The organism is Streptomyces sp. NPDC004266 (genome assembly GCF_042874095.1).
Lineage (GTDB): Bacteria > Actinomycetota > Actinomycetes > Streptomycetales > Streptomycetaceae > Streptomyces.
The window spans coordinates 44,308-65,821 of sequence record NZ_JBIAMM010000008.1; the positions used below are offsets into that span (position 1 = coordinate 44,308).

Annotated in this window: 8 protein-coding genes; 2 read left to right on the forward strand and 6 right to left on the reverse strand. The window is 71.4% G+C overall.

The features are described 5' to 3' along the window. Positions 1-550 precede the first annotated feature (550 nt). Positions 551-4,774, reverse strand: a complete 4,224-nt coding sequence (locus ACFYUZ_RS20255) for a S8 family serine peptidase (protein WP_389311101.1) — start codon at positions 4,772-4,774, stop codon at positions 551-553. Between the two features lie 91 nt (positions 4,775-4,865). Between ACFYUZ_RS20255 and ACFYUZ_RS20260 the strand changes: the two genes are divergently transcribed. After that, positions 4,866-5,819: a helix-turn-helix domain-containing protein gene (locus tag ACFYUZ_RS20260; RefSeq protein ID WP_389311103.1), complete on the forward strand. Its 954-nt coding sequence runs from the start codon at positions 4,866-4,868 to the stop codon at positions 5,817-5,819. A gap of 635 nt (positions 5,820-6,454) precedes the next feature. Here ACFYUZ_RS20260 and ACFYUZ_RS20265 read toward each other — a convergent pair. From ACFYUZ_RS20265 to ACFYUZ_RS20285, 5 genes are all read right to left on the reverse strand, one after another. After that, complete coding sequence (locus ACFYUZ_RS20265) at positions 6,455-7,243, reverse strand: YqjF family protein (RefSeq protein WP_389311105.1); 789 nt, start codon at positions 7,241-7,243, stop codon at positions 6,455-6,457. A 282-nt stretch (positions 7,244-7,525) separates the two neighbouring features. Further along, a complete protein-coding gene (locus ACFYUZ_RS20270) occupies positions 7,526-10,222 on the reverse strand; it encodes a M4 family metallopeptidase (RefSeq protein ID WP_389311107.1) in 2,697 nt (898 codons plus the stop codon). 113 nt (positions 10,223-10,335) lie between these two features. Further along, the gene (locus ACFYUZ_RS20275) at positions 10,336-11,256 is read right to left on the reverse strand and encodes a helix-turn-helix transcriptional regulator (RefSeq protein ID WP_389311109.1); all 921 of its coding nucleotides are present in this window, start codon (positions 11,254-11,256) and stop codon (positions 10,336-10,338) included. 447 nt (positions 11,257-11,703) lie between these two features. Beyond that, positions 11,704-15,285 (reverse strand): S8 family serine peptidase, encoded by a 3,582-nt coding sequence (locus ACFYUZ_RS20280; protein WP_389311111.1) that lies wholly within the window; start codon positions 15,283-15,285, stop codon positions 11,704-11,706. 918 nt (positions 15,286-16,203) lie between these two features. Next, positions 16,204-18,267 carry a SpoIIE family protein phosphatase gene (locus tag ACFYUZ_RS20285; RefSeq protein ID WP_389311113.1) on the reverse strand — a complete coding sequence of 688 codons (2,064 nt, stop codon included), beginning with the start codon at positions 18,265-18,267 and terminating at the stop codon, positions 16,204-16,206. 550 nt (positions 18,268-18,817) lie between these two features. On the opposite strand from ACFYUZ_RS20285, the gene ACFYUZ_RS20290 reads away from it, so the two are divergent. Continuing rightward, positions 18,818-21,484, forward strand: coding sequence for a SpoIIE family protein phosphatase (locus ACFYUZ_RS20290; RefSeq protein ID WP_389311115.1), 2,667 nt, complete (start codon positions 18,818-18,820; stop codon positions 21,482-21,484). The last annotated feature ends 30 nt before the right edge of the window (positions 21,485-21,514 follow it).

The following is a 21,514-nucleotide window of genomic DNA, read 5'->3' on the forward strand; positions in this document are numbered from 1 at the left end:
ACTCCGTGCCGACCAAGATCCGGGCCATACGCGGACCAGCCGCCTGCAGGTTGCCCGGATTGTGTCCGTTTCCGCTGGTCAGCGGCTGCGCGAGGTGTGTACCACCAGTACACCAAGAATCTTCTCGTGTCCTACTCGCCGAAAAAGCTCGGCTTCTTCTAGGGGCACACGAAAGGGCGCCTGAACTGGACTTTTCCCCAGGCAGGCGCCCATCGGCCGCGTCGGCCAGCACGAGATAGGCGATGCGATGCAACTCCCGGTTCTTCCCACTGCCATCCCACTCCGGACCAGCTCTTCCGGTCTCTTTCCGGTCCAAGTCCGGTCCGTCTGAGGGGGAGTACAGCCAGAAGGAGATGCCGGCATGGCGGAGGTCATACGGCCGCTTGGCCACGCCTGACGTGAACCTGGTACACGCTGCCGTCATGAAGAGGGGCCTGCGGGGGATTCTCCCGCTCGGCCACGCGCGCGAGCGTCGACCGGACCCGGGAGTTCAGGGCAGGGTCGACGCTCGCGCCGGTCATGCGGTCACACGCGTCATGCGCGCGGTGGGTCAGCGGCGTAGTTTCAGGCGGTGCACCCCGCCGTCGACCGTGCCGACGTAGAGCGTGCGGCCGTCGGGGGCGGCGGCCAGCCTCGTGGTGTCGGTGTTCTGCAGGCCGCTTGAGATGTTCTCCCAGGTGAGGCCGCTGTCGGTGCTGCGCAGTACTCCCCGGCCGCCCTGGACGAGTCCGGACTCCCGGGAGCCGGCGGTGGCCGCGTAGAGCGCTCCGTCCACCCGCAGCAGGTCCGAGACGTGGACCGCGAGCGGGCCGGTGTCGGCGGTGCGGAAGGTCCTGCCGTCATCGGTGCTGACCCGGACGGACGATCCGCCAACGACCAGGCGTCTGCCATCCATCACGATCGCGGAGACGGGGCCCTCGGCGACCTTGGTCTTGGTGACGCCGCCGTCGTCCGAGCGGTAGAGGCCCGAAGCGTTGCCGAGCCAGAGGCGCCGCGGATCGCGCGGGTCACCGGCCATGGCATCGAAGGACCTCTCGTGGAAGAGGTTCTTCCACGTCCTGCCGCCGTCGGACGTCGCGAACAGCCCGTCGCCGAAAATGCTCCTGAAGCTGATCGCCACCCGGTCCGGGTCGGCCGGGTGGACCAGGATCGAGGTCGGTATCTCCGACGACGTGCCCTTCACCTGCCAGGTCCGGCCGGCGTCACCGCTGCGGGAGACCTCGAAGAGGCCGGTCGCGGTGCGCCGGACCTGCCACACCACCTTGGTGTCCTCGGGCGAGACGGCGATGTGCGAGGTGAGGCGACCGGTCCTGCCCTCCGCCCCGGACTGGCCCCACTCGGGGCCGGCGACAGGGATGGCGGTGCGGTAGGTGCCGCTCACCGTTCCGGCGAGCAGCTGGTCGCCGCTGGCCGCGAGGGCGAAGGCGGTCAGGCCCTGGACGCCGATCCTCCGGTATCCGGTGCCGTCGGCGGAGCCGCGGTACAGGCCGTCCTGTTCGCTGGAGACGGTCACCGAGCCGTCGGCCCAGCGGTCGTAGTCCATCGCGATGGCGGCCTTCGAGGGGGCGGGCACCGGCTTCCAGGTCCTGCCGTGGTCGTGGCTCACCTGCCCGGCGCCGAACAGCGCGCGCAGGTACAGGTCGCCGCCGGAGGCGGACAGCCCGTTGCCGCCCTCCGCCAGGGGCAGCAGGGTGGACCAGGTGCGGCCCTTGTCGTAGGAGCCGCGGACGCCCGTACCGGGGACGTAGGCCGCCAGCACGGTGGAGTCGGCCGCCATGCCGCGGACGGTGTTCACGGGCTCGTCGAGAAGGAGGTGCGCCGTACCGGGGTCGCCCTTGCCGACGCCGTCGATCCGCCAGACGCCGTCGAAGGTCGCCAGGTAGAGGGTGTCGCCGACGAGGGTCGCGTCGCGGACGTCACCGGTCACGCCGGTGGGGTACGTCGCCCAGCTGTCGCCCGCGTCCGTGCTGACCAGCACTGTGTCGTCGACGATCGCGGCGAGGGTACGGGTCTGCTCGTCCGCGACGAACTCGTCGATGTGCGCGTCGGGCACGTCGAGCTTGCGCCAGGTTCGGCCGTTGTCGTCGGTACGCAGGATCGTGCCCCGGCGGGTGGGGTCGGCGGCCGTGTTCACGGCGTACCACCAGCGATCGGGGCGACGGGCGTCGACCACGACCGCCCCGGTGCCGTTGCCGTCGGCGATCGGCAGCCTGCCCACCTGGCGCCAGTGGGCGCCGCCGTCGGTGGTCAGCCAGGGGGCGGCCTTCCGGAACTGGGTTACGACGGCCTGTTGGGGCCGGGCGGGCGAAAGCGCGACGTGACCGGCCTCGCTGTTGGGGCCGATGGGCTCCCAGCGGTTGCCGCGGCTGTCGGCGGGGGTGACCTCGAAGGCACCGGTTCCGGTGATCCGCCGGCCGTCGGTGGTCGTCGCCCGCACGGCCAACCGGTAGGCGCCGGCCGCCTTCCCGGTCACGTCGGCCTGGTAGTACCCGGCGCCGTTCATGGTGGTGGGCAGGGTGAAGGCCTTGCCGTGCGGCGGCGTGACCCTGATCTCCGGCGGCGCGTTCAGGGCGGCCGGGGCGGCGATGTGCACGGTGGAGCGGCCGTCGCTCGGATCGGGGGACGCCTGGACGACCAGGTGCCGGACGACGAGCAGGTACGGCACCCGGAGGGCCGGGCCTCGCACGGGGGTGGCCGTGATCCGGCCGCTGATCTCCGTGTCGGTGGTCGGGCGGTCTGCACGCAGGGTGACGTCGACGGTTGCCGACCCCCCGGCGGGGACGGTCACACGCGGCGGAGACACGGCGGTGGGCCCGGTACTGCTGAGGGTGACGGTCAGCGGTGTCCTGCCGGGGTTGGCCAGGCGTACCTGCGCGGTGCCGCCGACGGTCCTGTCCGCCAGGTCGGCGAGGCCGAACGACACGGTCGTCGGGGAGGCGCTGAGGGTGGCCGACGCTGCGGCGGCCACGTCGAGCCGTCCGTTGCCCTGGGCGGTGGGGCCGGTGCCGGCGAGCTGCTTCGCGGTGCCGACCAGGGCGGACCTGATCTCGTCGGGGTCCTGGTCCGGGCGCAGTTGGCGCAGCAGGGCGGCGGCTCCGGCGACATGCGGGCTCGCCATCGAGGTGCCCGACATACGGTAGACACCGGGTGCGTACATCGAGGTGGGGATGGTGGAGCGGATCTCCACGCCGGGTGCGACCAGGTCGGGCTTGAGGCCGAAGCCGGTGCCGGGTCCGCGCGACGAGAAAGAGGCGATCTCGTCGGTGGAGTCGGTGCCGCGCAGGGTGACGGACACCTTCCCAGCGGCCAGTTCGCGGCTCAGCTGGGCGTACTGGGTCGTGTCGATGCCCATGACGACCAGGCGGTCCATGCGCAGCGAGTCGCCGGAGGCGGCGGTCCGGGTGAGGTCGGGGCGGGCGGGGGTGGTCGTGGCGCCGACCGTTCCCGGTGTGGCGGCGAGCACGGGTCCGCCCCCGGCCGGAAGGCCGCCGAGCACCGCGAGCGCGCCACGTTTCTCGGCTTCGCGCGCCCAGTCGATGTCGTTCTGGCTCAGGACATCCGTACTGGGCGCGACGAGGATGTCGGCCCGCAGGATCTTGCCCCGTACGTCACCGACCCGCTTCCAGTCCTCGACCGTGCCCGCGCCGACGTCCACGAGCGGCGCGGTGACCGGTTCCCGAGGCGGGTTCGCGGACAGGACGCCCCGGTACGTCTGGATCAGCTCGGGCTCCTTGCCCGCCAGGTACGCGCTGGGTATCCGCAGCCCGCTGGTGGAGGCGCCGACCGCGATGACGCCGTCGGCCGACGCCGGAGTGTTGACGGTGCCGCTGCCGGGACCCTCGTTGCCGGCCGCGGCGACGACGACCACTCCGGCCCGCACGGCGGCGGTCGCCGCGCGGCCCAGCGGATCGGTGCCGTCACCGGGGCCGCCGAGGCTCATGTTGATGACGTCGGCCCGCTGGGGGTTGGCCGGGTCGGCCGCCGCCTCGATGCCGGCGATGATGTCGGAGGTGTAGCCGCTGCCGTCGGCGCCGATGACCTTGTAGGCCAGCAGGCGCGCGTCGGGCGCCATGCCGGTGACGCCTCCCTTCCTGACCGCCTTGCCCGCGATGATGCCCGCGACGTGGGTGCCGTGACCGTTGTCGTCCATCGGGTCGTCGTCGCCGTTGGCGAAGTCGAAGCCGCCGACGACCTTGTGCCCCTTGCCGAAGCCGCCGCCCAGGTCGGGGTGGTCGTAGTCCACACCACTGTCCAGGACCGCCACCACGGTGCCCTTGCCGGTGGCCTTCACACCGGCCGGGTCCTCGCGCTTCCAGACCTCGGGCGCACCGGTCAGCGGAACGCTGATGTCCGTGCGCACCTGTATCCGGGTGTCGGGTCGGACGGCGACGACGCCCGGCAACGCGGCCAGCCGCGCCGTCTCGGAGGCGGGCACCGTCATCGCCACGGCGTTGACGAGCAGGCCGAGTCTGCGAGGCGAGGCGGGGTGCAGTCCGGCTTTCCCCACCGTCCTGACGAAGGCGTCCTGCCGTGCCGCCAGGGCCCGTCGGGCGTCGCCGACGGCGGAGGCGGTTCCGGCGGTCAGGGAGGTGAGCGAGCCGCCTGGGGCGGCTGCCACGGCTGCGTCTCCGGACAGCTCGACGATGACCCGCTGGTTCGGGTCGGGTGACTTCGCGGTCGCGGTGCCGGGTGTCGCGGTGAGCGTCCCGGCCAGCGCGACGGTGGTGACCGTGGCCGCCGCCAGGCGTCGGCTTCTTCGTGGGTTCTTGGCCATGGGCAGAAGTCCTAGCGCCGAAGTCACGCTCCGTACAACGGATCTTGGCGGCCCATTGCTGCACTTGGCACAAGTGGGCCAGGATCCGCACATGACGAACGAGCTCACCGCGGCAGGCATCGATCCGTTCGACGAGAGCGTCTACCGGGCTGTGTTGACCCGGCGTACGGCGGCCCCGGCCGAGCTCGCCGCCGACCTCGGCTGCTCCCCTCTCCGCGTCGCCAGGGCGCTGGACCGACTGCACGACCACGGCCTGGTCGGGCGGCTCGCGGGCGTCCGACGCCGGTACGCGGCGATCGAGCCGGGAGCCGCGGTCGAGTCACTGGTACGAGCCAGGACCGCGGAGTTGGACCGGGTCCGTTCGGCGGCGAGCGAGCTGTCCCGCCTGTTCGCGGCGGCCCAGGCCGGCACCGCCGGGGAGGACGAGGTGGAGATCACCACCGGCCGCGAGGCGCTCGGCCGCTGGTTCGTCCGCCTCCAACAGGAGGCGCGCGAGGACGTCATGACACTGGATCGGCCGCCGTACGCGCTGACCACGTCCAACCCGGTGGAGAGCAACGCGCTGGGGCGCGGGGTGCGCTACCGCGCGGTCTACGCCCCCGAGGCGCTGGAGTGGCCGGGGGTGCTCGAGGACATTCGGGGACTCGTGAGCCGTGGCGAGCAGGCCCGGGTGATGCCGGGCCTGCGGATCAAACTGGCCATCGCGGACCGCCGACTGGCGCTGATGCCCCTCTCCCTGGACCTCGATGGCGTGCGCGCTGCGGTCATCCGCCCCTCCACGCTGCTGGACGCCCTCACCGACTACTGGGAACTGTGCTGGAAACAGGCCCTGCCGCTCGACGCCCCCGCCCAGGACCCGCTCGGCGAGGAGGACCGTCTGGTGCTCACCCTGCTGGTCAGCGGCCTCAAGGACGAGGCCATAGCCCGCCAGCTCGGCTGGTCGGTCCGCACCATGCGCCGGCGCATGAGCCGCCTCCACGACCTTCTGGGCGCGGTGAACCGCTTCCAGGCCGGTGTCGTCGCGGCACGCCGCGGCTGGATCTGACCCGCCGCCGAGCCGGGGCCGATCTCGCTGGTCAGCGCGGGTTCATCGGCTGCACCACCAGCGGACGAAGACCCTTTGTTGCAGCTACTTCTCCGAGGCGCTTGAGCTCTTCTGGCAAGTGAAGTCGGGTGCCTGGAGGGAAGTCGGGCCGGCGGCCGGACCGATCCGGCGAAGGCTGCTGCCGAGGTCCGCCGAGCCGGGTTCGAGCCCCTGGAGACCTACCCCGGCAAGACCACCGACCGGTGGCGCTGCCGCTGTGCGTGCGGGATCGAAGCCATGGTGACCTTGACCGGCATCAGGCGGGGCCGAACCAGGTGCGGGACGTATTCCAAAGACCACACCGACTGATCGGCACGTACCGCGGCGTCCCCCTGAGGGCGCCCGCTCCCCGCCAGGCATATGAGGTGCCGGTGTTTGCAGGCACCTGCCGCACTGCAAGAAGGATCCCGGCACCGCGCAGTGCTCAGCAGCGGACGGCGATCGCCTGGGATGCGGTACTCCGCCGGGTCGCGGCGACGACCGGCGGAGAACGCATCGCGTGCGGCGACGTCGACATCGATCGGTGTACCGGCCCGGGCTCAGCTCTTGCGGGGCCACGAGGTGTGGAACCTGGAGGAGCACAGACTCGCGGTCGCCTAACAGATCCGGAACGGGCGGCCGAAGCGTACAGACAGGCCTTGCGAGTACAGCAGGCTCGCCGGTGAGGACGCGGCTACCGTCAGACCCGTGGCGGCCTGCACGAGTTCGTCCTCCAGCAGGAGCAGCGCCGCGTCCTTGAAGCGCCATGGCTCGTGGTAGAGCGGCCAGTAGAACGTCCGCCCCCAGGCCCGGGCGTGGAGACCCCATCTGGCGGTCAGGAAGTTCTCCCGCGCGTCCGGGCTGCGCTCCTCGCCCTCGACCGCAGCCCAGAGGCGGGAGCGAGGACGCTGCCGGCCCTTGCGTCGAACGGCGTAGAGGATCCTCTCTTCGAAGCGGCCGCAGCGGGCGGACGCCCAGCGGTAGGGAAGCCCGAACACTCCGTTCGCGGCGATGACGGGAAGCAGACGGTTGCAGTCCAGGCTCAGGAACACCACCCCGCGCCGGCCGGCGGCATCGACGCTGTAGAGGCGTACATTGATCTCCTCGAACCGGCCCGCGAAGGGCAGGACGGGACCGCGCGACAGACGGAGATCCCTCATGCCGAAGAAGACGAGGCCCACGTAGGTCTTCCCGTCGAGCACATCCGGCCGCGTTCCCGGGGGAAACAGGCCGGCGACGGCGTCAGGCGACACCTCCCAGTGCACGAACACCAGGTCGGTCCACCGCTGGCGGAAGATGCTGCCGGAAGACGGCTGGGGACCGGCCGCCGACGCCGGTCGCGGCGCCGCGTCACGCTCCTCCCGGTGCACGGGTGGGCCCTCGGGACCGCGGCAGGACGTCGCCATGGCTTCCTTCTCCTCTCCACCCGAAAACGCAGACAGAGGCCGACCCGGGCCCCGGGGCGCAGGCGCCTCACCCTACGCCCCAGCGTTCGGCAAGCACGGCGCACCGACAAGTCGCATCGTTCATGCATTGAAGTCGCCAGGCTTCCCACGACCGCCGTGCGTGATCAGCCGGGCGTCGCCCTGCGGCACGAAGACCCCCGTGCGCGGTGAAGCCCGGACATCTTCACCGCACCGGAGGTCTTCGCCATGGTCAAGACCAGTCGGCGTTCACCACGCTCGTGATCAAGACACCTGGCTCTCGCAGGTGGCGGCGAACGTCGCGCGGGTCACCACGTCCGACGCGGCGCCCGTGGTGTCCACCCAGACGGCGCGCTGGCCGTCACCGAGGGAGGGTGCCATCTGCGTACCGGAGGAGCAGGAGACGCGCTGGTACGCGGCGGTTCCGTTCACGACGTCGGCGGTCGGCGCGACCTTGATCTTCCAGGGGCCGGACCAGCTGCCGAAGCCGCCCCAGAAGTCGGTCGTCGAGTACGCGAAGTAGTCGTCGGTGACCGAGAACTGGCCGATGTACATGGACGTCGGCGCCTTCAGCTTCTTGGTCTGCGTCAGGTCTGCGACCGGCGCCGTCTCGACCGAGTCGCTGCGGAAGACGAACGCCTGGGTGTTGCGCCAGAAGATCCGGTCCGAGGTGAGCTGGACGTCGGTGATCTGGCCGAACAGGAAGCCCGCCATGCGCTTGGCCTGCTTCTTGCCGGTGGCGATGTCGTAGACCGTCCCGTAGGTTCCGTCGGCGCCGCCGGCCCACGCGATCGTGCCGTTCCTCATGGCCAGGCGGGCGGCCCGGGTGCCGGGCTCGGGCGTCACGTTCACCGTGGTTCCGTCGGCCTCGCGGAGCATGACGTCCTGCTCGCCGTCGGCGGTGGTGGAGATGTAGGCCAGGGCTCCGGCCTCGGTCACGGGCTCGGTCTCGTCGGCGCCGGGGGTGTCGACGATCTTCTTGATCTCGCCCTGGCCCTTGTCGGCCGCGCCGTAGATGCCGACGCCGTCGGCGGCGACCCGGGTGAAGACGATCCGGTCCCTGTCGAGCGAGGGGTCGAGCAGGTAGGCGTCGTCCTGGGCGAGTTCGTGGTCGGACTTGCCGTCCTGCTTGCTGAACCGGCCGACGGTGATGCCGAACGCGGCCGATCCACGGTCCCAGGCGACGGCGTCGCCGTGGGCGATGGCGTAGACGTCTCCGCTGATCTGAGCGGCCTGTTCGTCGACGCCGCCGTACACCTCGTAGGCGGGCAGGACGTCGGCGCCGAGGGTGGTGCCGTCGTGTGTGCCGCCCTTGCGCTCCCAGCCGTCCTCGATGCCGTGCGCGTCGAAGGCGGCGGCGATCTTCGCCTGGTCGCCGTCGGAGACCTTCAGGGACTTGGCGGCCAGCGTGATCGCGGTGCGCATCTCGGTGAAGCCGGACAGCGGGGTGAGGTAGTTCTGCGCCGCGCGGTAGACGATCCGGTCGGCGAGCTCGGTGTCGATCGACTTGCGCATGTCCCAGAGGGCGCCGCCGACGATGGTGGAGTTGTAGTGGACCCCGCCGTTGTCGATGTCGAGCGGGATCGGCTCGTAGTCCTTCTGGGCGTTGCGGCCGTCATTGAGGTCGCGCAGCGCGCACTCGTCCAGCGGCTTGGTGCCGTTGCACAGGTGTTCGCCGACGAGCCCGGAGGTGGGGTCGTCCATGGCGATGCCCTTGTCGGCGGTCTCCATGGCGTTGCCGAAGTAGTCGGAGATCGCCTCGTTGAGGGCACCTGACTGGTTGAGGTAGACGAGGCCCGCGCTGTGCTCGGTGACGCCGTGCGTCATCTCGTGGCCGACGACGTCCAGGCCCACGGACAGCGGTACGCCGTTCATGTGGCCGTACACCATCTTGGTGCCGTCCCAGAAGGCGTTGGCGTAGTCCTTGCCGTTGTTGGCGACGTTGACGACGGAGTAGATCGTGCCGCCCTTGCCGTCGACGCCGTCGCGGCCGATCTCGTTCTTGTAGAACTCGTAGACCTTGGCGGCGTTGAGGTGGGCGTCGACGGCTCCGGAGGCGGTGTTGGCGCCGTCGAAGCGGTCGGTGGCGGACCGCACCAGCGGGACGTCGTCGGTGACCGGGCCGCCGGCGACGTCGAGGTAGCCCTTGCGCCGGGCGTCGTAGGTGCGGATCTGACCGCCGGTGACGGGGTACATGGCTCGGGTGGAGTCGACGAGTGTGTGCGAGCCGTCGGCCGCCTTGTCGGCCTCCAGCCGCGTCTCGTGGCCGTCGACGCGGACACCGGTGGCCTGCGCGGGCGCGGCATCGGCGGCGTCGACGTTGTTGTAGGAGAGGGCGAGGCCGCCGACGCGGGCGTCGACGTACGCCTCCTGGCGGACCGGACTGCCGTCCTTCTTGACGCCGGTGACGGTGAAGTGCCAGGCCAGTCGGCCTCCTCGGGCGTCGGGCAGCACGGTCAGGCCGTGTGTGGCGGTCCTGGCGCCCTCGACACCGCGCAGGTTCGCGTCGAGCAGGAACAGGCGGCGTTGCGCGGTGTCCTGGTCGACCTGGGGGGTCGTGGAGACGGTGAGGTTCGTGTAGAGGGTGCCGGTCGCGGAGGTGATCCGGCTGCCGTCGTCGGCCGGCTGCGTCTGCACCGCGTACTCGGCGCCGAACACCGGGACGCCGTCGTGCTCCTGGCGGAATCGGACGGTGGACTGGTCGCCGTCCTTGGTGATGCGGGCCGTCTTCAGATCGGACACGGGCACCTTGTAGGTGTCCTCGTGGTCCGCGATGTGGGCGCGGGCGGCCTGGGCGGGTGTTCCGCTCCGGACCTTGTCGTCCAGGCCCTGGGTCATGAGCGGCGCCACCGGGACCGGCGTGCCGGTCGTCGCGACGGTCCCGGGCACCTCGTCGGCGGCCCAGGCGGGCCCCGTCAGCAGCGCGGAACCGGTGGCGGCGGCCACCACTGACGCAGCCACGGCCCGGCGTATCGGTCTCATTGCCACAACGTCCTCCCCAACACATGCGGAAACGTGGAGTTCAGGAGCCCCACGTGATCGGTGGGTCGATGGTTTGCCACGCGAGGTGCCCGCTACAAGGGATCACTGGTGGCGCAAAGTGGCCCAGGCGTACTTACGTCTCGGCCGGAGCTCTCGTCGAGCCAGCCGGCCGTCGCCGCGTACCCGCCGAGCTGGAAGCGGGTGGTCGCGTTCGCCCGTGCCATCAGAGCCCGGATCCTGCGCTGCACGGTGCGGTGTCCGAGGCCAAGTTGGCGGGCTATGGTGACGTCGGTGAGGCCGATGTGGAGCAGCGCGAGGATGTCGCGGTCGACTCTGTCGAGGAGGGCGTCGGCAGGGTGCGCCTCTCCGGCACCCATCCGTAGCGGAGTGGCCTGGGCGTAGCACTGCTCGAAGAGGGACTGGAGCGCGGTGAGCAGGCCGCTGCGGTGCACGACGAGCGCGATCGGTTCGGTCTCCTCGCGCCGGGGGTCGAGCGGCAGCATCGCCGTGCGCCGGTCCGCGATGATCATCTTGATCGGCACCCGGTCGGTGACGGTGACGCTCTGCCCCTGTTCGGCGAGCAGGGTGACGGCGGCGGCGGTCTCCGGCCGGTCGAACCAGCCGCGCTCCAGGACCGAGCGCAGCAGCACGCCGCGTGCCATGGAGTCGCGCTCGACCTCGTCGAGGCCCTCCTCGGCGGAGAGCGCGACGGGCACGCTGCGGGTGGGGACCAGTGAGCAGACCTCGTGCTGTGCCTCCCGCCCCATCGCGAGAAGTCGGCGCCGGATCGCGGCGGCGCCGGACAGCACCTCGACGGGAGCGCCGGAGGCGCGGGCCTGGGCCGCCCGGTGCCGTTCGGACAACTCGGCGACGAGGCCCTCGACCTGGTGGAGGGCGCCGCGGCGGGCCTCGACGAGCGGGCCGAGAGCGAGGAGCGGGGAGGCCGCGCGGTAGCGCGGTGCGGTCCCGTACGGCCCGATTCGGGCACTGGCCAGGCCCCGTTCCACGAGCATGTCGAGCGCGCGGGTGACCTCATGCGGAGTCAGCGGCCCGGTGAAGGCGGCGGGTTCGCTGTCCGGCCGGTCGACGAGCCGTCGGTAGACGGCGTCCTCCGCAGGGCCGAGGCCGAGCAGGGAGAGCAGGGAGACGTCCGCCGGGGCCGAGGCGGTGTGTCCCCGCCTGGAAGGACGCGGTTCGTCGTTCAGCTTTCAGGCCTTCCGTCAGAGAGCGGGCGAAGAGGCGGCGCAGCCTGCCGTCGTCGGGTGGGGCGGTGCGACCGGGCCGACGACCACGAAGGCGCCGCCGGCGCGTGGTGGAGCGGCGTCCTTCCACGGAAGACCGGGCTCGCCGAGAGGGGCTCCCGCGAGGGGCTCCCGCGAGGTGCGAAGTCGGTTCGCGGGAGCCCCTGCCCTCAGGGGATGATCATGTTTCTTCCTGTCCAGGACGGACCCTGGGCGCCGTCACTTCAGGCTGAAGGCGCGGATCACTTCCTGGTGGACGCTCAGTCGGTCCGGCCCCTGGGCGGAAGCGCGCAGGGAGACGAACGCCCCCGGGCGGTCGGGCGTGGTGAGCCGGGCGGTCCAGCGGCCGTCCGCCTGCTTCTCGAGGGGGATCTGCTGCCAGGTCCGACCGTCGTCGTAGGACGCCGACAGAGTGGCGGCGTCACCCTTGAACCGTTCGCCGTCGAACCAGCCTTGCGTCTCCGCTCCCAGGCCGAGGGTCAGCGTGCGTCCTGCCGGCGCGTCGCCCCGCAGGTCGACGGGGACGTCGAAAGACAGGTTCAGCAGCTTGAGACCGTGCTGGGAGTAGTCGTCAGCGGCGTTCGGGTGATAGGTGAACCCGTACTCGGTCGAGACCTTGGTGGAGGTCCGCCACAGTTCACCGTCGCGCGAGGCCCGGGCCACGATTCGGTAGGGCCTGGTCTCGGGCGGCAGAGCCGCCGAGAACGCCCGTCCGGGAGCCTGCTTGACCAGACGCTCGCCGTCGAAGAGGGCGATGGTGCCGGCGTCGTACTCGTCGCCGGGCATCGAGCCCGAGTGTCCGGGGCCCGAGTCCGACCACATCGGAACGTTGACCTGGATACCTCGGGTGTCCGTGACGGTGCTGACGAATCCGGGGCCGAAGCGGGGATGCTGCACGGGAGCGAACCAGTTGCCGGTGTAGGCACGGTCCGCGCGGAAACGGTCCTTGTCGCCCCGCTGCTCGATGCCGGGCGTCTCGCCGGCGCCGATGCGGTGGTTCTCGTACCAGAAGCCGTCATCGTACGGCGGAGAGACGTACTCGGTCCGTACGTCCGGGTACTTCTCGTACTCGGTGAGTCCCACTCCCCGGCCGCGCCCGATCTCGCGGACGGGGACGTAGACGCGGATGCCGCCGCCCAGCACGTCCTTGTCGCCGTGGTAACGGCTGGTGACCTTGGCGAGCTCGTCCTCGGTGGGCCGGTAGGCCAGCGCGGTGTCGGGGATCGCGTCCTTGTAGACGCGTGCCAGGTCGAAGAGGTAGTCGGCGAAGCGCTTCTGCTCCACCTTCAGGATTCCCCGGCCGCCCTTCGCCTCGGCGATCAGCCGTGCTCCCTCCTCGGCGCGCACGGAGGCCGAGGTGATCTCCTGGTCGCCGTAGCTCTCATAGAGCCGGCCGCGGGTGTCGTTCACGCTGATGATCATCAGCGCGCCCGCCGCCGCCGCGTTGTGGCCGCGTGTCGCGGCGCTGACCTCGTCGCTGCGGTCCGCGATGACGGCCTTGCCCCGGACGTCGATCCCGGCGTAGTCGCGGGCCGCGCCCCTGCCCACGTAGACGGTCGTCAACCGGCTGCGACCGTCCTGGAAGCGCGTGCCGTTCTGGCCGGTCAGCTCCACGTCGTGGCCGCTGCCGGTCTCCGCGTCGAGGAACTCCTCACGCAGACGCCAGCGCGTCATGTAACTGAACTCGCCGCTGGAGACCGGATCGGTCGACCCGAGGTAGACCGTGTCGTAGGAGGGCAGCATCACGAACTGGCTGTCGAAGCCCACACCGCCGGTGCCCGTGCCGTTCGGGAACATGCGGTGAAAATCGAGGACGGTCTGCGAGACCTCGGACTCCTTCGGCGCCCGGACGCTCGCCTCGTGTGCCTTGCCGGCGTCGAGGGTCACCGTCGTCGGCCCGTCCACCACCGCCTCGGGCTCGGCGAGGAACGCCGTCCCCAGAGAGTCGGGGCGGTCTCCCGCGACGCTCAGATAGGTCCACGCCATGTAGGTGCCCTTGGGCAGCCGCAGCGTGCGCCGGCCGTCGACGGCCACCTGGATCGGGGAGCGGTTGCCGTCGTACGTCAGGGAGACGGTGCCGGCGGCGGGCCGTCCTTGACGGTCCTTCAGCTCCAGGGTGAAGTCGTACAGTTCACGCTCCTTGGTGAGGGCGAAGCCCGTGTGGGCGGCGACCGCCCCGGTGGCCGCGTCGGTGGCGATGACCTGACCGGAGAAGACCGTGTCCGCGGGGACCGCGGTCGGGTCCAGGGTCAGCTCGACGTCGGCCGTACCGCCGGCCGGGACGGTGACGGAGGACGCGGCGAGGGAGTAGGCCGCGTCCCGGGTGTCCAGGGCCAGGTTCAGGGTGACCGCGGCAGGACCGGTGTTGCGGTACGTGATGGTGCGCTCCGCGGCAGCGGCCCCTGCGTGGGGCCACTTGTAGACCGCCGCCGGGACCGAACCGGTCGCCTCGATCGCGGTGTCCACGGCCTTGGCGACGTCGAGCCGACCCGTCCCCATCGCGTACGGGCTGTAGGCGTCGAGCTTCTTGGACGCGGACATCAGCGCGTTCTTGATCCGCTGACCGTCCCAGTCGGGGTGACGCTGCTTGAGGATGGCGGCGGCGCCCGCCACGTGCGGGGTGGCCATGGAGGTGCCGTTCATCGAACGGTACATGCCCCCGGTCCAGCCCGGCACCGCCTGCGACGCGGCGGCGTTGATCGCCACGCCGGGCGCGGAGATGTCGGGCTTCAGGGAGTAGGAACCGGTCAGCGGTCCCTGACTGGAGAAGGAGGCACGGCGGTCGGACTTGTCGACCGCGGCCACGGTCAGGGCCGCGGCCGCGGAGCCCGGGGAGCCGATGGCACCGGGCGAGGACAGGTTTCCGGCGGCGACCACGAAGAGCGGTCCGCCATCGGCCGACAGGGCGTTGAGGGCCAGGGCCTCCGGGGTGTTGCCGTCATCGCCGACCTGCGTGCCCAGACTCATCGAGACGACGTCGGCGCCTTGCGCCTTCGCCCATTCCATGCCCTCGACGATGCCCGATTCGGATCCGTGGCCGCTGTCCGAAAGGACCTTTCCCACCAGCAGTTCGGCGCCGGGAGCGACACCCTTGTTGACCCCGCCCGAGGCCGCGCCGGAACCGAGGACGGTGGAGGCGACATGGGTGCCGTGCCCGTGCCGGTCGGTCACCTCTTCACCCGGGATGAAACTCTTCGTACCGACGATCCGGTCCTTGACGTCCGGATGCGTCGCATCGATTCCGCTGTCCAGGACGGCGACCGTGGTGCCCGTGCCGTCGAAGCCCTTCGCCCAGGCGGAGGGGGCGCCCGTCTGCGGCACCGACTCACGGAGGTCGGCCTTCACCCGGCCGTCCAACCAGAGTTTGCCGATCCCCCCGTCGAGGGAGCGCGCGTCGGCCGTCGCGGGCGTGATGGCGTCCCAGAAGGCGCGAGCCCGGTGCTTGTCCGTCTTGAGGGCCGTCGCGTTGATCGACTCGAGGGTGCGGACCTTCACGGAACCGCGCGGAGCGGCGGCCGATCGTGCGTAACCGGGCCTCGAAGCGGTGGCGATGACCGGAATGGCGTTCGCGTGCGTGTCGTCCAGCTGCATCTCGGCGAGACGGGTGACGTTGAAAAGACGTGCGTCCAACCGGTCGGCGGCCAGCAGCGGCAGCACCTCGGAGGGCAGGACGTACGTGTCCTCACCGTAGCGCTGGATGTGCACTCCGCCTGTGGCCCCGTCAGGGCGGTCGACGGTCACGACGTCGTCACCACCCGGGAGCTCCCGATGGTGCACGACGTCACCGGTGATCAGGGTCATGTCATACATCTGCGCTTCGGTGGAGGCGGGTCCCTGTGATGCCCCGGGGGCTCCGGCCGTCGCCGTGTACGAGGGGAACAGCAGCCCGCCGCCTACAGCTACGGCGAGAGCGGTCGCCGTCAGCGCCGACCGGGGTCTGGGTATCGGTGTCATGGGGATGATCCAAACGGGAATCCACCCCTCCGGTAAGTGCTGGAGCGGGCGGCAAGCCGCCATGGCGTCAAACCGCCACGCGAACGAGGGGCCCTCTGGGTCGAGATCCCGGCGCCAGGCGCTGCGGTGACGCTCCGCCACATGCAAGCCCCTCCTGTCGGGATCCGGGGGGGCATGGGGCCTGACGGCCCACCAGGGCGGAGTGCGCTCGCCCTGTGCGCACGGTGGTCCGGTGCGGTGCTTGAAGCGATCGCATCGATCGCCTGCCGGTGATCGCGCCACCGCCCACCCATCGAGGCGCCGGTCCGGCGACAGCGGCTCGATGCTTCCCACTGGGCGTCGGTCAACGACTCACAGCAACAGACGATCAGATGACGCGCAGCCGCCGACCTCGTCCTGGATCAGGTCGGCCTGCGCAGCCACGAGTGCGGCGCGAGCGCGGAGCACCCACCCTTGGCCCCTCATGGAGAGGTCCCACGGGCAGCAGACGGTCCCCCGCGGGCTTGGCAGGACCTACGAGCTTCTTCGGCTTGCCTGCCCGCCGACAGACTCCACCGCAAACCGCCGCTCGACGAAGTGGAGGACCAAGAGAGGCGGGTAGGTCGCCGGCTCGCCGCGTGCTTCGTCCAGGACGTCGGCAAACTTGTCGGACACGGCACCACACTGCTCGGCACCCCCTGCATCGCCACCGTCCCGCACCAAGATCCGGACCATACGCGGTCCAGCACCCTGGAGCTGCCAAGCCACACCAGACCCGACGCCTCCTCAACGGGCGCGGCGGACGCGGGCGAGGACCAGAACCGCGTCGTCGGCCGGCGGGGCGGGCAGCAGGCTCGCGAGGACGCGGTCCGCCGTTGCTTCCAACGGGCCCGGGGCCCCGCCCAGTTCGGCGCGCAATGCCTTCAGACCGGCCTCGAGGTCCGCGCCTCGTGTCTCGATGAGGCCGTCGGTGTACAGGGCGAGACTCGCGTTCCCGGGGAGTTCGATCTCGATCGTCCGGAAAGGACAGCCGCCGACGCCGAGAGGGATTCCCAGGACGTCGTCGATGGTCTCCACCGTGCCGTCCGGCCGGAGCACCAGGGGCGGGGGGTGGCCGGCGCTGGCGATGCGGGCTCCTCCGCTTTTCGGGTCGTAGACGATGTACAGGCACGTCGCCAGCTCGATGCCGGCCTCCTGGGCGCATGCGTCGAGCTCGGTGAGGAGGTCGTCGGGCTCGCTGTCGTGCCTGGCCAGAGCCTTGGTGGTGATACGAAGGCGGCCCATGGCTGCGGCGGCCGACACACCGTGCCCCATCACGTCGCCCACCACGAGCGCGACTCGGCCGTCGGACAGGCTGATCACGTCGTACCAGTCTCCGCCGACCTCGGTGATCCGACTGCCGGGTACGTACCGGTGGGCCACGTCCACGTACGGGCTGGTCGCCAACGCGCTGGGCAACAGCGCCCGCTGCAGGGTGAGGGCGATGTCCTGGACGCGGCTGTACAGACGGGCGTTGTCCAGGCAGATCGCAGCCCGTGAGGCGAGCTCACCGGCCAGGCTGACATCGTCCCGGGTGAAGGCCGGCCGGCCCGTGGACCGGCCGAACATGGCGATTCCCTGGACCGTACCCCTGGCGATGAGCGGGGCGACGAGGACGCAGGCCAACCCGCTCTCGGCGAAGAGCCGTGAGCGTGACTCGATGAGGACGGTCCGGGCCAGGAGCTCCTCGTTCACCACGGCGGAGATGGCGCGACCGGTCCTCAGCATGTCGTGGATGACGGAGCCGGGCGGATACCGCACCGTCTCCACCCCGCTCACGAGTTCGGTGGCCGGAGGGGGCAGGATCGTCCCGGAGGCGATCCTGCGGGTGAACAGCGGTCGCGCCGGGTCGAAGTCCTCTGCCTCGTCCTTCCACTCCACGACTTCGACCACGGCGCCGTCGCAGAAGTCCGGCATCGAAGCGTCGACCAGCTCCTGGGCGGTGACGTTCACGTCCAGGGTGGTCCCGATGCGGGTGGAGGCCCCGTCCAGCAGGGCCAGCCGTCGACGGCTGGCGGTGGCTTCCAGGATGGCCTGTTCCCGGTCGGTCACGTCCAGCATCAGCCCGCCCACTCCGGGGCGCGAGCCGACCGCCTGGCTCAGGGGGAAGAAACTCACCGACCGCACCTGGTCACGGTCCGGATGCCCCCGCGGACGCATGCCCACCAGGGTCCCCACGACCGGTGCCCCGCCCAGGGCGACGCCGCGGAGCATGCGCCGGTACTCGCCGCCGTCGGACATGATCATGATTTCGTCCATGCGCCGCCCGAGGTGGGCCTCGATCGGCAGACCGTCCATGTCGGCGAGCGCCTGGTTGAGGTGGACGTAACGGAGGTCCTGGTCGAGCATGACCAGACCGATGGGGCACGTCTCGAAGAGGGCGTCGAGGAAGGCGAGGTTGGTCTTGACCCGATCGAGCTCGTCACTACGGCTCGCCAGGACCATCACCACCGAGGGTCCGCCGGATCCGGTCACGGAGAAGGCCCGGAAGCCGCAGTCGAAGACGGTGCGGTCACGATGCCGGGCCGGCAGCCGTCCCCTCCAGTAACCCTGGGTCCGGCCTCGCTCGGTCAGCCGGGAACACGGATCGGGGGCGCCCGGGGGGCCGTCGGCGAAGAGAACGGCGCCGGGCTTCGACAGGACGGCGGTGGCGTCATATCCGAAGAGGTCCCGCGCGCCGGGCCCCCAGTAACAGACGAGGTCCCCCTCATCGAGGCCGAAGACGGCCACGGGCACGCGCTCGAGCAGCGTCCCCGGCTCGGACCAGAACGGGCCGTGGATCTCCTCGCCCCCCGGCCGAGCCGATGGCACGGGATGTCCCCTTCCACTCGCCGTTCCATCCATTATCCGGACACCACGGGCATTCCGCGGCGCGAAGTGCGCCGTGGCGAGGACCGAGCCGGGAGAAACGCCCCCGGCCGCCGGTGGCCGGCTCAGCGCAGCAGGGCGGAAACGGCGGCCGGCACGTCGTAGCGCTCGTCCCGTCCCCCTCCGCTTCCCTGAACCGGCATGGCTTCCTGCACGGCGTGGGAGCGTGGGGGTTCCACATCAGCGCGGCGGCCCGGATCCCGCCCGCGCCCCCATGCGCCGCGCCGCGCCGCGCCCTCGCTCTGTGGGGGGGGAAACCCGGAGCGCCGGCTCGGCGACCGTCGCTCCCCGCTGCCGACGGCCCGTAGAGGTTGGAAAATAAAGTATGAGCGACCTGCTTGGACACGTCCGACGTCGGCTGCTCGGCTCGACCACGAGCTCTTCCTCTCCCCCTCGGCGTTCCCGCTCAGGAAGCCACCGGGAGCGTCAGGACCACGCCCAGCCCCCCGAGGGAGGGGCGCGGCGGCCGCAGCGTCTGTCCTCCCTTCTGAGCGTGCGCAGCGTGGCCGGCGAGGTGTTCCTCCTGCAGCTGGCCGTCGTGGTGCTGCTCGTCGCCGCCGCGGTGGTGGCGCTCGTGGTGCAAGCCCGGAGCGCCGGCATGGTGGACGCCCGGCACCGTACGCTCGCCGCCGCCGGAACGTTCGCGGAATCTCCGGGAATCGTCGCGGCCCTCCGCAGCCCCCATCCGAGCGCAGCGCTACAGCCGAGCGCCGAGGCGGCCCGGAAGATCGCCGGGGTCGACGGCATCAACGTGTACACACTCTCCGGGGTCACCCTCGCCCACAGCGACCCGCGGCAGATCGGGAAGCACGTCGTCGGTCCCTTCTCCAAGGCGGCGGCCGGCCAGTCCTTCACCGAGACCTTCGAAGGGTCCCTGGGACAGTCCGTGGTATCGGTGGTCCCCGTCAAGGACTCCGACGGCCGCGTCATCGCCATCGTCTCCTCCCCGGTCACGGTCCAGAACGTGCAGAGCATGGTGAACCGGCAGCTGCCGGTCGTCCTCGGCAGTGCAGCCGCGGTGCTCGCCCTGTCCGCGGGCGGAACCGCTCTGGTGAGCCGTCGGCTGCTGCGCCGGACCCACGGCCTGGGACCGGCCGAGATGACGAGGATGTACGAGCACCACGACGCGGTGCTGCACGCGGTGCGAGAGGGCGTGCTGATCATCGGCGGCGGCGGGCGGCTGCTGCTGGCCAATGACGAGGCGCGGCGGCTGCTGCGTCTGCCCGTGGACGCGGAAGGCCGCCCCGTCACGGACCTGGGTCTGGAGGAGGGAATCGCCGAGCCGATCGCATCGGGCCGTTCCGCGACCGACGAGCTGCACATGGCGACCGATCGGCTGCTGTCGGTGAACGTCCGGCCCACCGCCCCCTACGGGCCAGCCGGGACCGTCGTCACGCTGCGGGACACCACCGAGCTGCGGGCACTCTCCGGCAGGGCCGAGGTGGCCCGCGAGCGGCTGAAGCTGCTCTACGACGCGGGGGTGCGGGTGGGAACGACGCTGAACGTCGAGCGCACTGCGGAGGAACTGGCGGAGGTGGCGGTCCCGCGGTTCGCCGACGTGGTCACGGTCGACCTGCTGGACCCGGTACTGCGCGGCGAGGAGCCGACCGAAGCGAGCACCGAGATGCGCCGCACCGCCGCCGTCGGCCTTCAGGGCGACCACCCGCTCTACCCCGTCGGCGAGCTGATCCGGTTCGTTCCCGCCAGCCCCATGGCGGCCGGGCTGGCCGACGGCCGTGCGGTCCTGGAGACGGACCTGCGCGTCACCCACCGCTGGCGGACCCAGGACCCGGCCAACGCCCTGCGGATCCTGGACCGCGGCATCCACTCCTTGATCGCCGTGCCCCTGCGGGCCCGGGGCGTGGTGCTGGGGATGGCCGGCTACTGGCGGGGGCAGGACTCCCCGCCGTTCGACGAGGAGGACGTGTCCTTCGCCGAGGAGCTGACCGCCCGGGCGGCACTGGCCGTCGACAATGCCCGCCGCTACACCCGCGAGCACACCATGGCCGTCACCCTGCAGCGCAGCCTGCTGCCCCGGGGCGTACCGGAGCAGTCCGCCGTCGAGGTCGCGCACCGCTATCTGGCTGCCCAGGCCGGTGTGGGCGGCGACTGGTTCGATGTCATCCCGCTGCCCGGCACCCGGGTGGCCCTGGTGGTCGGCGACGTCGTCGGCCACGGCCTCCACGCAGCCGCCACCATGGGCCGCCTGCGCACCGCCGTGTACAACTTCTCCACCCTCGACCTGCCCCCGGACGAACTCCTGAGCCACCTGGACGAGCTGGTCGCCCACATCGACACCGACGAGCAGGAGTGGCAGGGGATCACCGGAGCCACCTGCCTGTGCGCCATCTACGATCCCGTCTCGGGGCAGGTGACGGCCGCCACCGCCGGGCATCCGGGTCCCGCTCTGGTCCGCCCCGACGGAACCGTGTCCTTCCCCGAGGTGCCCGTCTCCCCGCCGCTGGGCCTGGGCGAGGGCCTGCCCATGGAGACCATGACGGTCACCCTGCCCGAAGGCTCCCGGCTGGCGCTCTTCACCGACGGGCTGATCGAGAGCCGCGACCGCGATCCGGACGCGGGCCTGGCAGCGCTGCGCGCCGCCCTGGCCGGGCCCGCCCGCACCCCGGAGGAAACCTGCACCGCGGTGATCGACGCGATGCTGCCCACCAGGCCCAGCGACGACGTCGCGCTGCTGGTCGCCCTCACCCGCCGACTGGACCCCGCGCGGATCGCCGAGTGGGACGTGCGCCCCGACCCTGCGGCGGTGTCCCCGGTGCGCAACGCCTGCGCCCGCCGACTGGCGGACTGGGGCCTGGAAAACATCGCCTACACCACGGAGCTCATCCTCAGCGAGCTGATAACCAACGCCATCCGCTACGGCACCGATCCCATCCGGGTGAGGCTGCTGTACGACCGCAGCCTGATCTGCGAGGTCTCCGACGGGTCCAGCACCTCCCCGCACCTGCGCCGGGCCGAGGCCACCGACGAGGGCGGTCGCGGCCTGTTCCTCGTCGCGCAGTTCGCCGAGCGCTGGGGCACCCGCTACACCGCCCGCGGCAAGATCATCTGGAGCGAGCAGGCCCTCCTCGACGGGGCCGCGCCGCCCGCGGTGGATCTCGGGGAGGCGCTCCTGGCCGGGTGGGACGACGAGGGGCTCTGAGAACGCGCCGGTGCGGCAGCCGCGGGGAAG